Annotated in this window: 17 protein-coding genes, 1 pseudogene and 2 CRISPR repeat arrays; of the genes and pseudogenes, 7 read left to right on the top strand and 11 right to left on the bottom strand. The window is 64.9% G+C overall.

The window, feature by feature from the left end; translation table 11 throughout:
* Nucleotides 1–540, bottom strand: a pseudogene (locus AC07FN_RS22040) (IS21 family transposase); the annotation flags it as partial.
* A 112-nt stretch (nt 541–652) separates the two neighbouring features.
* Nucleotides 653–1,048: a CRISPR direct-repeat array (repeat unit 30 nt; unit sequence CGGACCACCTCCACATGCGTGGAGAGCACT).
* A 186-nt stretch (nt 1,049–1,234) separates the two neighbouring features.
* On the opposite strand from AC07FN_RS22040, the gene AC07FN_RS22045 reads away from it, so the two are divergent.
* Nucleotides 1,235–2,179, top strand: coding sequence for a CRISPR-associated endonuclease Cas3'' (locus tag AC07FN_RS22045; protein WP_478397284.1), 945 nt, complete (start codon nt 1,235–1,237; stop codon nt 2,177–2,179).
* A gap of 484 nt (nt 2,180–2,663) precedes the next feature.
* On the opposite strand, the gene cas6e is transcribed toward AC07FN_RS22045, so the two are convergent.
* Genes cas6e through cas3 form a run of 7 tightly spaced genes read right to left on the bottom strand, consistent with a single transcriptional unit; the run spans nt 2,664 to nt 10,218 of the window.
* On the bottom strand, nt 2,664–3,386 hold the full coding sequence (cas6e, locus tag AC07FN_RS22050; RefSeq protein WP_478397285.1) for a type I-E CRISPR-associated protein Cas6/Cse3/CasE: 723 nt from the start codon (nt 3,384–3,386) through the stop codon (nt 2,664–2,666).
* Complete coding sequence (cas5e, locus tag AC07FN_RS22055) at nt 3,377–4,129, bottom strand: type I-E CRISPR-associated protein Cas5/CasD (RefSeq protein WP_478397286.1); 753 nt, start codon at nt 4,127–4,129, stop codon at nt 3,377–3,379. Before cas5e ends, cas6e begins: the two co-directional genes overlap by 10 nt.
* Nucleotides 4,126–5,307 (bottom strand): type I-E CRISPR-associated protein Cas7/Cse4/CasC, encoded by a 1,182-nt coding sequence (gene cas7e / locus AC07FN_RS22060; RefSeq protein WP_478397287.1) that lies wholly within the window; start codon nt 5,305–5,307, stop codon nt 4,126–4,128. Before cas7e ends, cas5e begins: the two co-directional genes overlap by 4 nt.
* Complete coding sequence (gene casB, locus AC07FN_RS22065) at nt 5,304–5,888, bottom strand: type I-E CRISPR-associated protein Cse2/CasB (RefSeq protein ID WP_478397288.1); 585 nt, start codon at nt 5,886–5,888, stop codon at nt 5,304–5,306. The genes cas7e and casB overlap by 4 nt, the downstream gene beginning before the upstream one ends.
* A 12-nt stretch (nt 5,889–5,900) precedes the next feature.
* Nucleotides 5,901–7,496, bottom strand: a complete 1,596-nt coding sequence (casA, locus tag AC07FN_RS22070) for a type I-E CRISPR-associated protein Cse1/CasA (RefSeq protein WP_478397289.1) — start codon at nt 7,494–7,496, stop codon at nt 5,901–5,903.
* Nucleotides 7,493–7,843 carry a hypothetical protein gene (locus AC07FN_RS22075; RefSeq protein WP_478397290.1) on the bottom strand — a complete coding sequence of 117 codons (351 nt, stop codon included), beginning with the start codon at nt 7,841–7,843 and terminating at the stop codon, nt 7,493–7,495. Before AC07FN_RS22075 ends, casA begins: the two co-directional genes overlap by 4 nt.
* Complete coding sequence (cas3, locus tag AC07FN_RS22080; RefSeq protein ID WP_478397291.1) at nt 7,840–10,218, bottom strand: CRISPR-associated helicase Cas3'; 2,379 nt, start codon at nt 10,216–10,218, stop codon at nt 7,840–7,842. Before cas3 ends, AC07FN_RS22075 begins: the two co-directional genes overlap by 4 nt.
* 517 nt (nt 10,219–10,735) lie before the next feature.
* Here cas3 and AC07FN_RS22085 point away from each other — a divergent pair.
* From AC07FN_RS22085 to AC07FN_RS22110, 6 genes are all read left to right on the top strand, one after another.
* On the top strand, nt 10,736–10,978 hold the full coding sequence (locus AC07FN_RS22085) for a hypothetical protein (RefSeq protein ID WP_478397292.1): 243 nt from the start codon (nt 10,736–10,738) through the stop codon (nt 10,976–10,978).
* A 110-nt stretch (nt 10,979–11,088) separates the two neighbouring features.
* On the top strand, nt 11,089–11,310 hold the full coding sequence (gene cas2e, locus AC07FN_RS22090) for a type I-E CRISPR-associated endoribonuclease Cas2e (protein ID WP_478397397.1): 222 nt from the start codon (nt 11,089–11,091) through the stop codon (nt 11,308–11,310).
* Nucleotides 11,311–11,330: 20 nt separating this feature from the next.
* Nucleotides 11,331–11,845: a CRISPR direct-repeat array (repeat unit 27 nt; unit sequence GCTCTCCACGCACGTGGAGGTGGTCCG).
* Nucleotides 11,846–12,351: 506 nt separating this feature from the next.
* Complete coding sequence (locus AC07FN_RS22095; RefSeq protein ID WP_478397293.1) at nt 12,352–12,576, top strand: helix-turn-helix domain-containing protein; 225 nt, start codon at nt 12,352–12,354, stop codon at nt 12,574–12,576.
* A 219-nt stretch (nt 12,577–12,795) separates the two neighbouring features.
* Entirely contained in the window at nt 12,796–13,191 is a 396-nt protein-coding gene (locus AC07FN_RS22100) for a hypothetical protein (protein ID WP_478397294.1), read from the top strand.
* Complete coding sequence (locus tag AC07FN_RS22105) at nt 13,188–14,570, top strand: AAA family ATPase (protein ID WP_478397295.1); 1,383 nt, start codon at nt 13,188–13,190, stop codon at nt 14,568–14,570. The genes AC07FN_RS22100 and AC07FN_RS22105 overlap by 4 nt, the downstream gene beginning before the upstream one ends.
* Nucleotides 14,571–15,124: 554 nt before the next feature.
* Nucleotides 15,125–15,682: an NUDIX hydrolase gene (locus AC07FN_RS22110; protein ID WP_478397296.1), complete on the top strand. Its 558-nt coding sequence runs from the start codon at nt 15,125–15,127 to the stop codon at nt 15,680–15,682.
* Here the strand turns inward: AC07FN_RS22110 and AC07FN_RS22115 are convergent.
* The 3 genes from AC07FN_RS22115 to AC07FN_RS22125 are packed head-to-tail and all read right to left on the bottom strand — an operon-like array spanning nt 15,654 to nt 16,774.
* Entirely contained in the window at nt 15,654–15,977 is a 324-nt protein-coding gene (locus AC07FN_RS22115) for a hypothetical protein (protein ID WP_478397297.1), read from the bottom strand. The genes AC07FN_RS22110 and AC07FN_RS22115 overlap by 29 nt on opposite strands.
* A 49-nt stretch (nt 15,978–16,026) precedes the next feature.
* Nucleotides 16,027–16,272 (bottom strand): hypothetical protein, encoded by a 246-nt coding sequence (locus tag AC07FN_RS22120; RefSeq protein WP_478397298.1) that lies wholly within the window; start codon nt 16,270–16,272, stop codon nt 16,027–16,029.
* Nucleotides 16,273–16,276: 4 nt separating this feature from the next.
* Complete coding sequence (locus AC07FN_RS22125; RefSeq protein WP_478397299.1) at nt 16,277–16,774, bottom strand: hypothetical protein; 498 nt, start codon at nt 16,772–16,774, stop codon at nt 16,277–16,279.
* Nucleotides 16,775–16,776: the final 2 nt, after the last annotated feature.

Genomic DNA, 16,776 nt, shown 5'->3' on the forward strand with positions numbered 1-16,776 from the left:
CAGCCGCTTGATCAGCTGCCACCAGCCGGCGAAGAGATCCTCGGCCCGGCGGCTGGGGATCAGCACCGCCTGAAGCCACCGCGAATACCCCGTCACCATCGTCAGCACCGGCAACTGCGACGGCCTGCGGGTCTGCCCGAACCCCACCGGCAGCGTGATCGGCGGGAACCACAGATCGCACTGAGCGATCTCCCCAGCCACATACGCGGTGCGCGAGACCGGATCCGGCGGCAAATACACCGGCCGCAACTCCGCCACCCGCCCCGACAGCACCCGGATCGACCGCGTCCACCCGATCCGCTCGGCGATCACCGTCGCCGGCATCGTCGGATACGCCCGCAGCAACTCCCGGATCTGCGGCTCGACCGCGTCCACGATCGAGCCCTTCGGCTTACGCACATACTTCGGCGGCGCATCCGAAGCCAACGCTGCACGCACGGTGTTGCGCGAAATACCCAACACCCGAGCGATCACCTTAATCGGCAACCCCTCCGACCTGCGCAAACGACGAATCTCAGCCCAATCTTCCACAGACAACACCGCCTTCGGTCCTCCCTGACTCGACTCGAGTCAAGGTCACCGGACAAAGGGGTCAAAATTCGGATGCCACGCCGGGGTCAGTATTCACGTGCCGTCGACAGCGCTTGATGTCCGGACCACCTCCACATGCGTGGAGAGCACGCACCCCACGCTTTCGCGCCGCGCTTGATGTCCGGACCACCTCCACATGCGTGGAGAGCACGGCAACAGGTCGGGCAGAGGTTTTGCGTGTTCCGGACCACCTCCACATGCGTGGAGAGCACTCCCGATCGATCAGGTGCAGCATCAGCCAGTTCGGACCACCTCCACATGCGTGGAGAGCACTGCCGCAGCACCTCGCCGGTGTTGCCTCGGAACGGACCACCTCCACATGCGTGGAGAGCACTGGAGCAGCTGCTGGAGCACATCACGGACAAGCGGACCACCTCCACATGCGTGGAGAGCACTACCCGATGTGATCGGCAGCGGACCGCCGGGGCGGACCACCTCCACATGCGTGGAGAGCACCCTTTGCGACCTGCAGCTTTAGGTAGCGGTTTCTCCGTTTTTGGCGCGGGGTGGCGGACATGTTGGTTGCATGGGTTTGGTCTGTTTGGGTGATTGTTTTTGTGGACTTGGTGGTTTTGTCGGGGGGTGTCGTTAGCGTTCGGCGCTCGACGTGATCGTAGTGGTTTGTTGGCTGGGGAGCGGTGTCGTGTTGGTGGATCTTCGTTTTTGGGGGAAGCAGCGGGGGCTTGGGGTTGGTGTTCGTTATCCGTTGGTGTGTCACGGTTTGGATGCTGCGGCAGCGGTGCGGGTTTTGTGGCGGGATGTGGTTTCGGCGGGGTTGCGGGCGCGGATCTCTGCTGGGTTGGGGATGTCGGAGGCTGAGGCGTGCGCGGTGCTGGAGTTGTGGGCGTCCCTGCATGATGTGGGCAAGTTGACGCCGTCGTTTCAGCGGCAGGTGAGCATTCCGCCTGGATTTCCGGATGATCCGGCGGGGTTGAGCGTTGCGCATGAGCGGGCGTCGCATATGTGGGTTCCTGCGGCGTTGGAGTCGCTGGGCTACCCGGGTGCTGGCCGTCGGTGGTCGCGGGTGGTTGGCCAGTTGTTGGGTGGGCATCATGGCAGGTTCGGCACGCTTGACGTGGCAGATTTGCAGCCGGCGTCGTTTCCGTATTCCGGCCTGGGAGGCCGGGAGTGGGAGTCTCAGCGCGTCGAGATGTTGTCGGTGTTGGCGTCGGTACTGGGTGCTCCGGTACCGAGCGGGCGAGCTGCGGTACCGGTGGCCGCGATGGTGACCGGGCTGGTGATTCTCGCGGACTGGCTGGTCAGCCAGATCGGGTTTGTCCGAAGCCGCCTGCAGGATGTCCCTGCCGTCGGTGATGTTGACTCGTTGGCGGGGTTCCTTGCGGGGTCGGTGCAGGAAGTCCCTGGCTGGCTGGAGCGTGCCGGGCTGTCCCGGTTGCAGCTGAAGCCCGGCTCGTTCTCGGACGAGTTCCCTGAGTTTTCGCCAAATGCGTTGCAGCGCAGCGTTGCTGGGCGGTTGCCGGAGTTGCTGTCTGGGCCGGGGTTGTTGATGGTGGCGGCGCCGATGGGGTTCGGTAAGACCGAGACGGCGCTGCATGCTGCGCGGTTGATGTTCCTTCCCGGTCCCTGATCAGGAATCGTGCCCGGCAGCACACCCAGGTACGCCAGTCTCAGCAGCACGGCCGATCATCATGCCGGAGTGATCCTCGGTCCTGCCAGAGCACCGACTCGAGCGGCCGACATCCCACGAACCATCGCACACTGTCTGCCATCAGGGTGGATGAGGTTATCGGCAAGGGCATCGTCGGCCGGCGTCGTTTCCGTTCTTGGGTCTGGAAGGGCCGGAGTGGGAGTCCCAGCGGCGCGAGATGCTGCCAGAACACGCACGTGCCTGGACCAGCTCCACATTCTTGGAGAGCACGAACCCACTCAGCGGATCGGCCGACGGCCGTGCCGACCACCTCTCAGCGCGTGGAGAGCGCCGCCCATTGCAGCCTGAAAGAACCCACCGAGGCTCGTCCACGATCCTTGACACACCCACACCCCCACGCGCTTCGTGAGCTGCGATGTTAGGATGCGGTTTCTTACTCAGACTTGGGTGGTCGCAAAGGCGTTTAGACCAGTCCTGTTGCACCGACAGCTGACTCAAGGGTCTTGCGCGGTGGGGCGAGGGTGAGTAGGCCGCAGCCGTAGGCTTTGCTTGGGCCGATTCCGGTGGTGAGTGCTGTCGTGAAGGCTTGGTGGTCGGTGATGACGAGGTGGCCGTCGTAGCGAATTTGATCGACGGTGAGGGTGTTACCGCGGTCGTGTTGTTTGCCTGTTTGACGTGGTGCGGTGGTGAGGCTGATGTCGGGGCGCGTGTCGCTGCCGGTGGGGATGATGAATCCGTGCCGGGCTGCTTGGTTGATGAGCCAGCTGATCTGCGCGTCAGGTTTGACGATGGGGTAGCGGTTGTCCCGCCGGCCGCCGGTGCGTTCTGGGTCGTGTTGGTCTTTGAGGCGGAGGCGTTTGGTCGGGTTGGCGGTGAGGCGGAACGCGAAGGTGCGTCCTGGTTGGAGGGTTTCGAGTACGGGGGAGAGGTCACGTGTGTTGGCTGGCTGGGCGAGGTAGTCGTTGAGGTGGCTCCAGTTGGGGCGAGTGCGGCTTTGGACGTAGAGCGTGTGGCCGTGGTGGGTGCGGTCGAGTCGCCAGAGCACGCCGTGGTGTGTGCGGGCCGGCGTGTTGTCGGTGATGTCGGGGAATCCGGACATGACGGTGCGGTGCATGTTGTGCAGGTCGGCGTGGTCGCGGCGGAAATCGTGGGAGGTGGTGTCGGGGATGAGTCGGCTCAGGTACACGGTTGTGCTCCGGAGTGGATCAGGGATTCGGTGAGCTGGACGTGTCCGGTCCGCACGGGGCGGGTGGTGAACAGCCGGTTGCCGGGTGTGAAGGAGACCGGGACGTCGCGGCGGGGTTCGGCGAGCTCATCGGTGGGTTCGGTGTCGGTGAGGGTGCGCAGGGGGAGTTCGCGGCCCTGGTGAAGGGCGTCTTCGGCGCGTCGGCGGGACTTCGGAAGGTTTTCCAGCCAGGGGTGGGTGTTGAGGGTTTCGGTGAGCGTGGAGGCTGAGATTCCGAGATAAATGCTGTCGGGGTGGGGGTTGACGAGTGGTCGTGAGGGAACGAAGGCTTTGCGTCCGAGGTACAGCGGCCATTGTGGTTGCTGGAGCGCGGCGTGCCAGCGCAGCAGTTCGTCTCGGTCGGGGTGTTCGAGGACGACGAGGAAGACGGCGTCGGCGAGGTAGTAGCGATCGCTGATGACCGTTTGATGCCCCTTGCCGTCGGTGTTGGGCACGTTGCTGACGGTGTGGAAGTCGCGTTCGACGAGCCCTTCGCGGTCGACGCGGATTCCGAGGCGGGTGTGGGCGAGCCGTTGGATCTCGCTGGTGTTCTCTCGCGCGATCCCGAGTGCGGCGGCAAGCAGTCCGACGACACCGGACTTGGTGGGCTCGTGGGCGGTGTCGCGGTTTTGAAACCGGGATCGCAGACCCCAGGATTGCATGGGGGCGTCCAGACAGACCGCGAGCGTGTTCGGGGATGTCATGCGGTGGTGTCCAGTGCCGCGGTCAGCAGTCGGGAACTGAAGGTGTCGATGGTGTCGACGTGTTCCTCGGTGGGGAGTGGGGCGCTGTCGCTGCTGAGGGCGGCGCCGGCCACGGCGAGCAGGTCGCTACTTCCGTAAAAGCCGCGCAGTGTTTGGAAGTGCCCGAACAGCTGTTGGGTTGAGGCGGTCATCAGGTCGTGTCCGGTGACCGGTTTGAGGAAGGCGTTGGCCAGATTCCAGGCGCCTCGGTCCCGGACGGTGCCGAGCAGAGTTTCCGGCATGGTGCGGGCCGCTGTGGTGCTTTGCTTGCCTGTGGGGGTGGAGTGAATGAACGCGCCGAGCCAGGCCCGGGCTGCCTTGGCGACGAGTTCATCGTCGCCTTCGAGGTTCTCTCGAAGCTGGTTGAGGTCGAGGTTGGCGTACCGGTAGTAGCAGGCGGTGTTGAAGTCGATGGTGCCGATCATGTCGGCACCGGGTTCGTCATCCTTTTTGAGGTCGTCGATAGCGGTGTAGTAGTCGAACTCGGTCGTGACGGCGTGGGTGGACAGCGCGTGCGCGACCTGTGAGGCTGCGGTGACGTTGAATTCGGTGTTGTCAGCGATCATGCGTCCGAACAGCCCGATGTCCGCCACACGGCTGGCGTCGAGCAACTTCCTGGTGGCCACGGCGTCCTTCGTCGTCTTGCTCTTGGTGAACGTGGCTACCGGATCATCACTGGAGTTGGTCTTCTTTTTGGCTGCGGCCTTCTTCTTCGCTTCCTTCTCTGCGGCCTCGACGACCTTGGTGAGGTCATCCCAGTGCTGCTGGCAGTACTCCACGAGAGCCTGAGCGGCTTGCTTTCCGACGAATAGCAGGTACTGCGAGCGGCGGCTGTCGACCACACCGAACCCGAGTTCCGCGAGGCCTGCGGAGAGGATGTCGGTAGCGCGTGGGTCGGCCTGATGGGTTCCGTCGAGGAGTTTTTCAGCGGCGAAGACGACTCGTTTGGTGCGGTCGCCGAGGTCGGCTTCGTCCAGGCCGTGTTCGGTGAACAGATCGCGCGCGGCGCGTTTGAGCGATTGGCTGGAAAGTCGGGCACGGGGCACGCCACCGAAGGTCGCGCTCTTGGGCTGGCCGAGGTCGTCGCGGTTGAGGTTGCTGACGGGGAAGGACTGGAGCAGGTGAAGTTCGAGGATCACTGATCGGTCTCCTGGGAAACGGTGCTGGTCTGGGTGCTGGTCTTGCGGTGGAAGTCTCTGGCCCAATGCCACCGGACGTCCCGTGCTCGGTCCTCGTCACGGTCCGGGTGCAGAAGGATGACCAGGTCATCGAGCAAGGCGTGGAAGTTGACGGCGATGCCGTCGCTTGCCAGCAGCTGGAGAGCTGAACGCAGGTGCTGGGGCAGGCTGTTCGCGTCGGCAGCGAGCAGCTGCCGCAGGCGCTTCTTCGCGGTCCCGCTGGGCCGGTGCTGATCGAGCCGTTGTAGTGCGGTGCCGAGAGACAGGCGCGTTCCACCGGTCTGAGGCACGAGCGCGAAAAGCCCGGCGACGGTGAGCCAGATCTGCTCTTCATCGCGGGGCGGCTGATGCTCGAAGACGAGCGCCAAGGCGTCGTGCTCGTACCGTTGTTCGGTGATGGTTCTGCGCAGTTGCGCGAGAGTGCGCCGCGCTTCAGCGGCGAGGTGGTGATTGCCCGATGTCAGGTTCCATGCGATGCGTTGAAGGTGGTCGACGAACTCCCGTCGCCGCTGGGGCACCGGGGAAATCGCGCTTGTGGTCATGGATTCGCGTTCCTATGGCAGGTGGCGGGAGATCTGGCCGTCGAACTTCTTGAGGTGTTTGGACACGGTGGACTGGAAGTTCTCGTAGGCTGCGGAGATCTCGAAGAGGTGCCGGCTCTGGCGTTCGCGCAACTGTGTGACCAGCCGGTCCGCGGCTTGGTTGGCAAGGCCGCGGACGGTCTGTTTCCAGTTGAGCACCGGAGGCTTGGCGGGCACGTCGTCGGCGACGCTCTGGCCGAGGTGCACCAGGAGCTCGGCGAACTCGGGCGGGAGCTGGGGCCAGTAGGACTGGGCCAGTCCCAGGTTGCGCTTCGCCTTGCTTCGGATCCTGGCTGGTTGTTCTGCGTTGAATGCCTGGCGGCATTCCTTGTCGAGCGTGCTCAGTGCTTTTCCGAGATCGTCGGCGAGTGCGACGCAGCTGCCCAGCACCTCGCCGAGCCAGGGTTGACGGGCATTGAGCAGGGCGGCCGGGGCGGGAAGTTGTTCTTGCAGCCAGGTGCGGACCGAACCGCCGCCGCTGTCGTCGAGTTTTTGACCGAAGACGCGCAGGGTGAACACGGTGTGCGGGGAGAGCGTTTCCCACTCGACCTGTTCCGCCACGTGCTCCAGGACCCGGGGGCGTCCATGCTCGTCGGCCTCGACGAGCAGCATGTCGCGTGCGTGTCGCCAGATGCCGTGCAGCTCGGCTAGACGGACCGGGTTCCATTGCGGTTCATCGGTTGCAGTTTTGCCCTTCTTCTGCTGAAAGCTGGCCATGAGTTCGACCCGGTAGAGCTCGCCCTTCAAGGCGGTGCCAGGCGTGATCACGGCCCCCTCGACCTGGCCACCCTCTTTGGCCGGGTGCAGCAGCACTCTGCGGGCGGGCCAGGTCAGCAGGTCCAGCCACCCGTAGGGGGGACGTTCCTCCGGCGTCGGCGGCGGAGGTTCGGCGTCCCACGCCGGCCGGTCCTCATCCGCTGATTTCCAGGGCTTCTTGCGTGGCGGGTCGTACTCACAGGTGTTGAGAAGCAACGTTTCCTTCAGCGTTGCTCCCTCCACTAGCACCATCCCGAACCGGTTGCAGAGGCTCGCGACAGAGTTCTTCGTTGTGACAGGAGTTTTGGTGCCGCCCGGGTCGTATGCCTGAATCGTGACGAGCCAGCGAGCCGCCTCGGCGGGAGACAGATCGATCTGGTCGCCCGCCCGGGTGTGGTCGAACAGAGTCCTGTTGTTTCCTGCCGCTCGGAAATGCACCAGCGTCGCGGCCGAATTCATCTCCAAGCTGCGCAACTGCGGGCACTGCAGGAACGGACGCTCGGCATCGAACAGATCGAAGTTTCGACTGTGTTTGTCCAGGTACTCGTCGACCTCAGCGGAGGGCAGGGTCGGTGCTTGCCAGAGCTGAGCCCAGTCACGCCACGTTTCAGGACCCCCGAGGGCATGGTGGAGTGCTGCGATCAGTAAGCGGTGCAGCGCGGCGGTGACAGGCGGCGCCTCGGCGTCGAGCCACCGCAGCTCGTGCGCATCGCGGAAGACCTCACGCAGGCTGAGCACCCGCGGGTGTCCGTCGAGATCGAGCACGGGGATCCACGGCTGGCCGGTGAGGTCGAACGTCGGCGGTGTCGTCACTGGTCCTCCTCGATGCGCAAGCCCAGAACCTCGTGAAGGATGAACCGCACCGGTCCGGTCCGGGCGGTGTCATCGAGCACGAGGGCGTGGTGGTCATGCAGCCACCCGGAGTGTCTGAAGCGGACGGGAACGGGCAGGGCTGATACGGCCTCATGGGAGGTTTCGGTGAGATCGTCGAGAAAGATCTGCACGGTCGAATCCAGCAGCGCTTGGATCTGCGACTCCGTTAACGGTTCGGGAGTGGCGAGGTCGACGGTTGTGCCGTCGAGGGTTGTTGGATGCGGCGTGTTGGGGAGTAGGAGGACGACGTGGAACGGTTCGAGCTGTGGGAGAGCGTTTCCGGTCACCTGCGCTCCTTCCACGCGGTGTCCTTGCGTGTGCGGCTGGCCAAGGTGGGGTACCTGGTCAGTTCGCGGATCGAGTCGTTCGCGCCGAGTGGTGGAAGGTAGAAGCGACTTACGCGAGATTCCTCGTTGGCGTCCTGTTTCAGCATGCTCTGTGTGGCTGTGTCGAAGCGCCGCGCCCACTGACCTTGCAGCTGAGTGGGGTCGGTGTAGATAGCATGAATAAGCTCCGGTGCTTCAGCGGGCAGTTTGAGTTCTGGGCGGTTCTGCAGCTCCAACCAGGTGCGTAGCAGCAGCGCGGGGTGATAGACGGTGTGCAGGCCGCGCGCGAACTTGGGCCCCTCGTGACCTTCGGGCGGCTGGAGCAAACCGAGCTCAGGTACCGGGCAGGCACGTGACTGCGGATCGCGCTTGTGGCGGTGAACCCGGCCCAGGCGCTGGATCAACTCGTTGACCGGCGCGACGTCGCTGACCAAGCAATCGAAATCCAGATCCAGGCTGTGCTGCAGGATCTGGGTGCCGATCACGATGATGTGCGGACGAGCCTGCTCGTCCGGTCCAAGAGCGGTGCGGAGCCGCTTCTCGATCTCCCGTCGCTGGCGGGAGGGGGTCTGGCCGGTGAGCAGCACCAGTTCCGGTGGGGTGGTCCAGTTCTTGATGGCCTGCTCACACTGGACGTGGGTCTTCTGCGCGTCACGGACCAGGTTGCGGATGATCACAGCGCACCCGCGAGCATGGAGGCGTTCCTCTAGCCAGCCGGGCAGCTGTTCCTCGTCGTCCAGGTGATACACGGTCACAGGCGGGCGCTGGGCGTTCACGCCTGACAGGCCGATGGGACGCGATGGCGGCTCGTCTTCGGCACCGGTCCACATGACCTGTTGCCCACCTGCCTTCGCCGGGCGCGCAGTGATCTCGCCGGGCTTGCGCCGTAGGCGTCCCGCTCGCCAATGCGCGATGAGTTCCTCCCGGTCGTCAGCCGGCAGCGTGGCTGACATCAGCACGACAGGGATTCCAAGACGACCGCACCACCACATCAGTCGGCGAAGCAAGGTGGTCATGTGGGCATCAAGATCATGTGCCTCGTCGATGACCAGAACTTTCCCGGACAGACCGGTGAGCCGGACGAACACGTGCCGCGACGTGATCGCCGCTTGTAGCGCTTGATCGACCGTCCCGACACCGATGGGAAAAAGCAGGCCCCGTTTCCTGGTGAACCACTCGTGACCGTCGTGGGCGCCGTCGCCGTCTTCGTCCACAGCGCTCGGGGCGACACGCCTGGCCTGCACGAGATTCGGCGGTTGGTCGATGCCGAGGCGATCAGCGACCTTGGCCAGCTCGGTGTGGATCTGAGCAGCGGTGGCACGGGTCGGCAACGCGAAGTACATGCCAGATAATCCCAGCCGACGTGCCAACGTCGCGGCAGCTTGGAACCCCGCGCGAGTCTTGCCCTCCCCAGTGGGTGCTTCGATCACCAGCACCCCGGGCTGGTCACATGCGGCCACAACGTCTTCGACGACCCGTTGCAGCGGCCGCGGTGTTTCGCCGAACAATCCCGTATACGAGGTGTCGGCTGGCGGAGTCCAACGCTGCCACCGCAAGCGGTCCCCGATAGCCGTGGCTGCTCGCTGACGGGAGAGACCGAGGTATGGGCGGAGATCATCCGGTAGCGGAAGTTCCGCATAGAGGAAATTTCCGGTGTCGGAGGCGATCCAGTCCGATACCGATGTCAGCCCGGCCAGTCCGACGAATGCAGGAACGGACAACGACACGGCATCCCACGCAGCCGCAGCAGGATCGCCAAGCCCCCACAAACGCGCCAGCTCCCGAACCACCTCGACACGCAGGTTGTGCCACGGTTCGGCCCCGTGATGCGCACTGCGGTCGCGCGCCGCCTGAACGCTCCGGGCTGTGGGCATCGCCCCGTGATGGCCACCGAGCCCGAAAGCCAGCGCATCACGAACATCAACGCTTGCTCCCCAATGAGCCAAACACCGACTCAGATGCACAGCGGTCAGAACACCGTGCGTCGTCCTGACGTCCGGATGCTTCGACGTCCCGCGCAAACGCTCCACCAAGCCCCGGACCTCTTCGCCGAGGTACCGCACGGCGAGATCGTCGCGCATAGCCTGAAAAATCGGGCTGCATTTGCCGATATCATGCCAGCCGCACATCACCGCGACCCACGCACGGACGTCGCCCAACGGGCCCAGCCCACGCTCTAGCTCTCGCCGAACCTCAGGTCCCAACAACACGTCGTAGAGCAACTCGGCTACCGCTGCGGTATCGATCGCATGGCACACCAACGGATGCGGCACATTTTCTTTGCCGGCTTTGCCCCATGCTCCCCACACCGGGGCGTTGACACCGATGCCGTACACGTACTCACCCCAGAATCGACGGTACCCAACGAAGCGCCAAGTGATCAATTGCGCGGCACATGTTGCCTCTTGCCCCCGACAGCTCGAGCCGGAATCCGGCAGATACCGGAGGAAATAACCCAAATGGAGCAGTTTTCACGTCCAGATTGGTGCCCGATACGGTTGCAGTGCTCCTTGGTAACTCCACAACGACAGGCCTGGGCGGTGCGGGGCGCTCGAGAGTTGACGACACCGCCATCAAATCAAACAACAGACGGCACCATCATGTGTACGTATCTTCCGGTCGCGGCGATCTCCTGGCTGCTGCTCGGTCCCGGCACATCGGCGACGCAACCTCCGCCGCAACTACGACCCCAGCAACTGGCATGACAGAACCCTGTCAACCAAGCCCTGTCTCCGCTAAACACCGCCCTGTACGGAGCGGTGCCCAGCGCCATCCTCGCGCTGGGCTGCTCAACGCTCCTTCGTCTACGACATCGCCGACCTCTACAAAGCCACCCACACCATCCTGCTTGCGTTGGCGGACCACAAACTCGGCAACCACGAACGCGAAGCCCGCTGGCGCCTCCGCCGCGACTTCCACCTCTACAAACCGATGCCCACCATCGTCGGCGACATCCAGGAACTCCTCGACCCCACCCGAGTCACCCACCTCGACGACATCGACGAGCCCGACGAAGTCGAGCTCGTCCACCTCTGGGACCCCCGCCTCGGCCCCGTCGACGCCGGGATCAACCACGCCCAGCACGGAGAGGTCTAGCGACCATGCCGAACCTCGTCGTCATCTCCACCACCGCCGTACCGGACTACGTCCGCGGCTCGCTGAGCCGCTGACTCACCGAACCAGCCCCCGGCCTCTACATCGGCTCCATCTCAGCACGAGTCCGCGAACACCTCTGGAAACAAGTCAGCCAAGCCATCGGCGACGGCGCCGCCGTCTGCGTCCACCTCGACAACAATGAACAGCGCTACACCATCAAAACCGCCGGACAACGCCGCCGCCACGTCATCGACCACGACGGCCTCCAACTCATTGCCTTCACCCCTCTACCCGCCCCACAAGATCACCAAAACGAACAACTGCCCTTCTAAAACCCCAGGTCACAAAGTGCGCTCTCCACGCACGTGGAGGTGGTCCGCCACCGCAGTGGCCGAGGCGACGCTGGCTCAGCGCTCTCCACGCACGTGGAGGTGGTCCGTTGGTGACGGCGTGGATTCCTCCGGCAGGGACGTGCTCTCCACGCACGTGGAGGTGGTCCGGTGGTGCAGTGCGGGCACCGGTAGCGGGTGGCGCGCTCTCCACGCACGTGGAGGTGGTCCGCCGAGGCACTGGACTACGCCCAGCAGCTCGTCGTGCTCTCCACGCACGTGGAGGTGGTCCGCCGAGGCACTGGACTACGCCCAGCAGCTCGTCGTGCTCTCCACGCACGTGGAGGTGGTCCGCTCCTGGGCAACGCCGTGACGCCGCCCGCCGCATGCTCTCCACGCACGTGGAGGTGGTCCGACCCCGCTGAGGTCGCCGATGAATCGGAGCTGGCGCTCTCCACGCACGTCGAGGTGGTCCGTTCCCTGCATCCGGGGCGGGGCTGCGAGCTGGTGCGCTCTCCACACATGTGGGGGTGGTCCGCGCACCGAGAAGATCGGTCTGAGGCGCCCAGAGCGTTCTCCACTACGTGGAGGTGATCGGAAATTGAACAGTGCTGGTGAGATGGCTTGCTGGACCGTGCCTGACCAGGGTGGTCTCTGCGTGAGTGTCGAGTATGCGATGGCGGACGCGCAGGAGCTTGGGGTCATGAATCCGCATGGCTGCCGCTGGCTCGCGGGAGCGGTGGGGCATGGTCGGCGTACTGGCTTGCTCTGGTGCTTCCTCCGCTGCCTCAATCGCATTGGCCTTCGCCTGTGGCTTCCGACCGAACCGGTCCTAACAAGAGCCGGCCAGGTCTCGCAGCCACTCAGCTCATATGCGAGCGAGCAGCGTAACCGTGCTCTGTCTGGTTTGTGTTGTTGGTAAAGACACGTTCCTGGCCAGTGTGGACACATGAAAACCGTTCCCTTATGCGGGTGTTTTGGTTAGGCATGGGTATGTAATGGAACTTGTCGTGAGAAGTAGTGATTTGATGTTGGTGATGAGGCATGACGCAAGTTCTTCGAGACCCCGGTGAGGTGGAGCGTGTTGCGGTGACGGTCGCCGTTGCTGCGACTATGTTGTCGCTGTCGCCGTGGCAGGTCAGGAAGTTGATCGCTGACGGGAAGCTGCGGGCGAGAAATACCGGCAAGGCCTACATTATTCCGGTCCACGCCATCAGCGAGTTCTTGGATGGGGCGGATACGCCGTTGCGGCACCCCGACTCGCCTTGAGCACTTCGGCCTGTCTTGAGTGATCGTGTTTCCGGTGCGGTCGACGAATGCTGCCCCCTTGACCGCTCTGCTAGCGGCTGGCGATGCATCGGTGCTCGACGGCGTTCTCCTGCGTTGCGTGGAGATGCCGTCCGTGTCTGGGGAGCGATGTGTGCCCGCGGATCTTGTCTCGTTCGGTTCTTGGACGGGCTTGGCGGTGTTGCAACAGGGGAGCGCGTGATGGCGGAGATCGATGATCGGATTGTCCTTCCCAGAAGGGTGTATGACCGCCTACTCGCAGATGCTGCGGCCTGGAGGGACTTCGCGGAGCGGTTGCACGACGAGTTGCCGGTGCTGGCGCGGTTGATCGAATCTCCGCACCTGCGTGAGCTGATCAGCGACTGGTTTGAATGGGACCGGCGTAGTCGCATGGTTCGGTCGTCTCATGCGATCAGCGCCCGCGAGGACTGGACGTTGCAAGCTGCCGTTCCCACGTTCGCCGACCTGCGGCGTCGGCGTGCGCAGCCTGGGGAAGTCGCTGCTGAAGCGCGCCGGCGTCGTGGGGAGTACGTCGGTGGTCCGGTGGATTGGCATACGGGGTTACCGGTCCGTGTGGACTGCGGTCGGTCAGCATGAGGTACGGGCGGGAGAATTCGGATGCTGCTTCCTGGTACGACCCGGCCGATGGCGTGGTGTATCCCGCCGGGAACACGGTGAACGCGGCGTTGGAGGCAAAGGCACGGCGAGAGCAACAAGACCGCGAGGCCGCGAAGGTCCTCAGGATCGACGGCGGAAGGCCGGCGGAGCCGGTGCGCCGTGTCGCGTGGCGCAGGGCCAGCGATTTCGGGATCAAGCGACGCAAGTGGGCTTGGGAAGACCGTGTTCCGCTGGGGGAGGTCACGTTGTGGGTCGGTCATGCCGGCATCGGCAAGTCGTTGGCCGCCGCGTGGTTGTCGGCCCAGGTCACTCGTGGCGCCCTTGCTGGTGAGTTGCGTGGCAAACCGGCGCCGGTCATGTACCTCGCTACGGAAGATTCGTGGGAGCTGTCTCTGGCTCCTCGGTTGCTGGCTGCGGGAGCGGACATGGACAACGTGCTTGCGCTGCATACCGAGACGTTGGTCGGTGAGGATATTGCCGAGGGAACGCTGTCGCTGGCTGTGGACATTCCTTCCTTGCGTCAGGCGGTGGAGAAGACGGGAGCACGTGTGATCGTGCTCGATGCTCTGTTGTCGGCGATGAGTGGGTTCGATTTGGCCAAGCAGGGGATCGTGCGGTCGCTTCTGGAGCCGTTGTCCAGGCTCGCTCAGGACTTGGCGGTGGCGGTGGTCGGTGTCGCGCATTTCCGGAAGTCTGGAGGGGCTGAGCCGTTGCTGATGATTTCCGGGTCCGCGGAGTTCGGGCAGGTGGTGCGATCCGCGGTGGGGTTCGCCCGCGACCCTGATGCGGAAGACGGGTCGTGTGTGTTGTCGGTGATCAAATCGAACGTCGCGTCGCTGAGGACTCCGTCTCTGCGATACGTCGTCGCACCGGCTTCGGTACGTGCCGAGGATGGGCTGCCGACCGAGGTGGGGCGGTTCGAGCTCGTCGGTGAATCGGACCAGGATGTCTCGGCGTTGCTCAATCACGGGCAGGTGTCGGCGGATGAGCAGTCGGAGCGGTCGGAGTCTCGTGAGTGGTTGATGGCGTACTTGCGGGACTGCGGTGGCCGTGCTGAGGCTGGGGATGTGATCCGGGCTGCCGAGGCGGCCGGCCTGTCGAAGGACAAGGTCAAGAAGGCGCGGGTGAAGATCGGCGCCAAGACAGAGAAGATGGGCTTCGCCGGGCGGTGGGAATGGGTTCTCCCCGAAGGTGCCGGAGAAGGTGCTGAAGATGCCAGGGATAGGGCGCAGGCACCTCCGGCACCTTCAGGCACCTTCCAGACGCCATGCGCGGGTGCTTGTGGTCTGCCACTCGGCGATGAACCGGACAACCAGGATGGCTTCCACGCCGAATGCCATCCCGACGGCAGGCCGTGATGCGTCGGTGCGCCGCGTGTGGCAACAGAATGAGACTCGAGGGGGCCTACCACCCGTGGTGCGACCCGGAGGTGCGTGCCGCTCTCGTGCGGAACGCGGTCTGCTGCAGGGTGTGCGGGGAGCAAGTGAAGGAGCTGACGGGCGACGGTGAGTGCGGCTGGTGCCGCGATCGATGCACTAGGTGAGTTGGCTACTCAGGCGTTGGGCAACGATCTCGGCGAAGGAGAGGGGGGAGTTGCTACACGGCTGGCTCACCCAGCAGCGCCGGCGTTCTCCTCCAGGTGTGTGATCGATGCGGTGCCTGGAATTGGCAGCACGACCGGCGAGAGGTCGAGCAGCCAGGACAGTGCCTACCGCGCACCGGGTGATCACGAGGACGTGGTTGGTGAGTCCTCGGGCGTCCAGATCTTCAAGCACGGCGAAAAGGTGGTGCTTGACCTTCGGTAGGCAGGAGTCGGTGGCCCGAGTGAATAAGCGCCTGCTCGGCGTTAGCGGGGCGGGCGCACTCTGCGGTGATGGAGGCGGTGCGTAGGGTTCCGGTAGCGTTCCGCTCTGTGGCGAACGAGACGAACACGCCCGAGCTGGCGACTTGGACCATCCACGGCGAACGACTGATCGACGACACCCGGCGGCTCAAGCTGAGTATCGCGTCCGTCGAGCTGCCGGACGGTGTCACGTTCGAGCAGTACGTCTTGCGCATGCCCAAGGCCGCGATGACCGTGGTCGTCAACGACGACCGGGTGCTGATGATCTGGCGGCACCGGTTCATCCTCGATCAGTGGGTGTGGGAGCTCCCCGGCGGCTACGTCGATCCGAACGAAGACCCGGCGCTCACCGCCGCTCGCGAAGTCGAGGAAGAGACCGGATGGCGCCCGCTGTCGATCCGGCCGTTCGGCACCTTCCAGCCAATCACCGGTACCGCCGACTTCGAGAACCTGCTGTTCCTCGCTGAGGGAGCGGAGGACACCGGCAAACCGGCCGACATCAACGAGACGGCCCGCGTCGAGTGGGCGCCGCTCGCCGAGATCCCCGATCGCATCGAGCAAGGGCTGATCCCGGGCGCTGCGGCACAGGTCGCCTTGTTCAAGCTGTTGGCGCAGCGCCGAAGCTGATTCCCATCGCGGCCAGTCCCTCACCAAGCTCAACCACCACCGGCACGGCCTGGTGACGGTGGAGGCGCTTGGCGAGGTCCTGCAAGTAGAGCTGGGTCCGCGCTGACTGCAACTTGCGGCCAAGGCGTAGGGCGTCGTGGCCGACGGCGCACGCCTCTTCGATCTCCCGCAGGTCGGCGAGGATCGAGGCGAGCAAGGCGGTGTTGAACAGCTTGCCGCGGTCGTATCCGGCGCTCATTTCGAGGGACCGGCGCGCGAAGCGCTCCGCGGCGCGGAGGTCGCCGAGTTCGCGCATGCAGTGGCGATCCAGCGGGCGAGGCTGTCAAGGGTGCCGAGGATCGAGCTCACGTCGCCGTCGGCGTCATCCGGGCCGAGCTGGTGCGGCTCCGAACGGGGTCGCGGGCGGCGATCATGTCCAGCCAGGCCGCCGGCCACCATGCCCGGGTGCGGCCGTGGTGGCGGCGTCGTACCTCGATCTCGCGGAGCCAGCGGCGCATCTGCTCGGCGCAGTGGCCGCAGCAGTAGCGGCCGAGGTCGGCGCGGGAGCAGCGGTCGACGATGCAGGGCGCGGTGTGGTCGTCACGGATCACGCGGTCACCTCCGGGGGAACGCCTTGTCGGCTGGCCACCATCCGGCGTTGACCAGCAGTGCCCGCACTTCTGCGGCGGGCAGATTGGCCATGCGCTGCGCCCACTCGTCGGCCGCGGCATCGACGTCTTGCGGGCGTTCGCCGGTGAGCAGCGCGACCAGATCGTCGACAGTGAAGGTCATCCACTGCTGTCCAGGTTCGCTGACTCCGTGTCTCTTGTGGACGATGACGGCCGCCACGGCGTCGTCGTTGCCGCGCTCGGTCTCGACCGCCCATTCAGCGAGGTTGAGGCGGGTGGTGTTCTTGCACTCGGCGACGATCCGGCCGCCGAGCATGCCGGGGGTTCGCAGTCCGCCGATGTCGCCGCGGTCCTTCGCCCCGGTGCGGGCGCGGCGGTCGATCCGGTCGTCGACGTGGGCGGCGAGGTAGTCGGACACGGAGCGCTTGAACCGGGTGCCGACCACCTTGGCTGACTGACGGGTGCGGTGGCGGTTGGCCGTCATCG

Source organism: Saccharopolyspora sp. NPDC045941, from assembly GCF_056431445.1.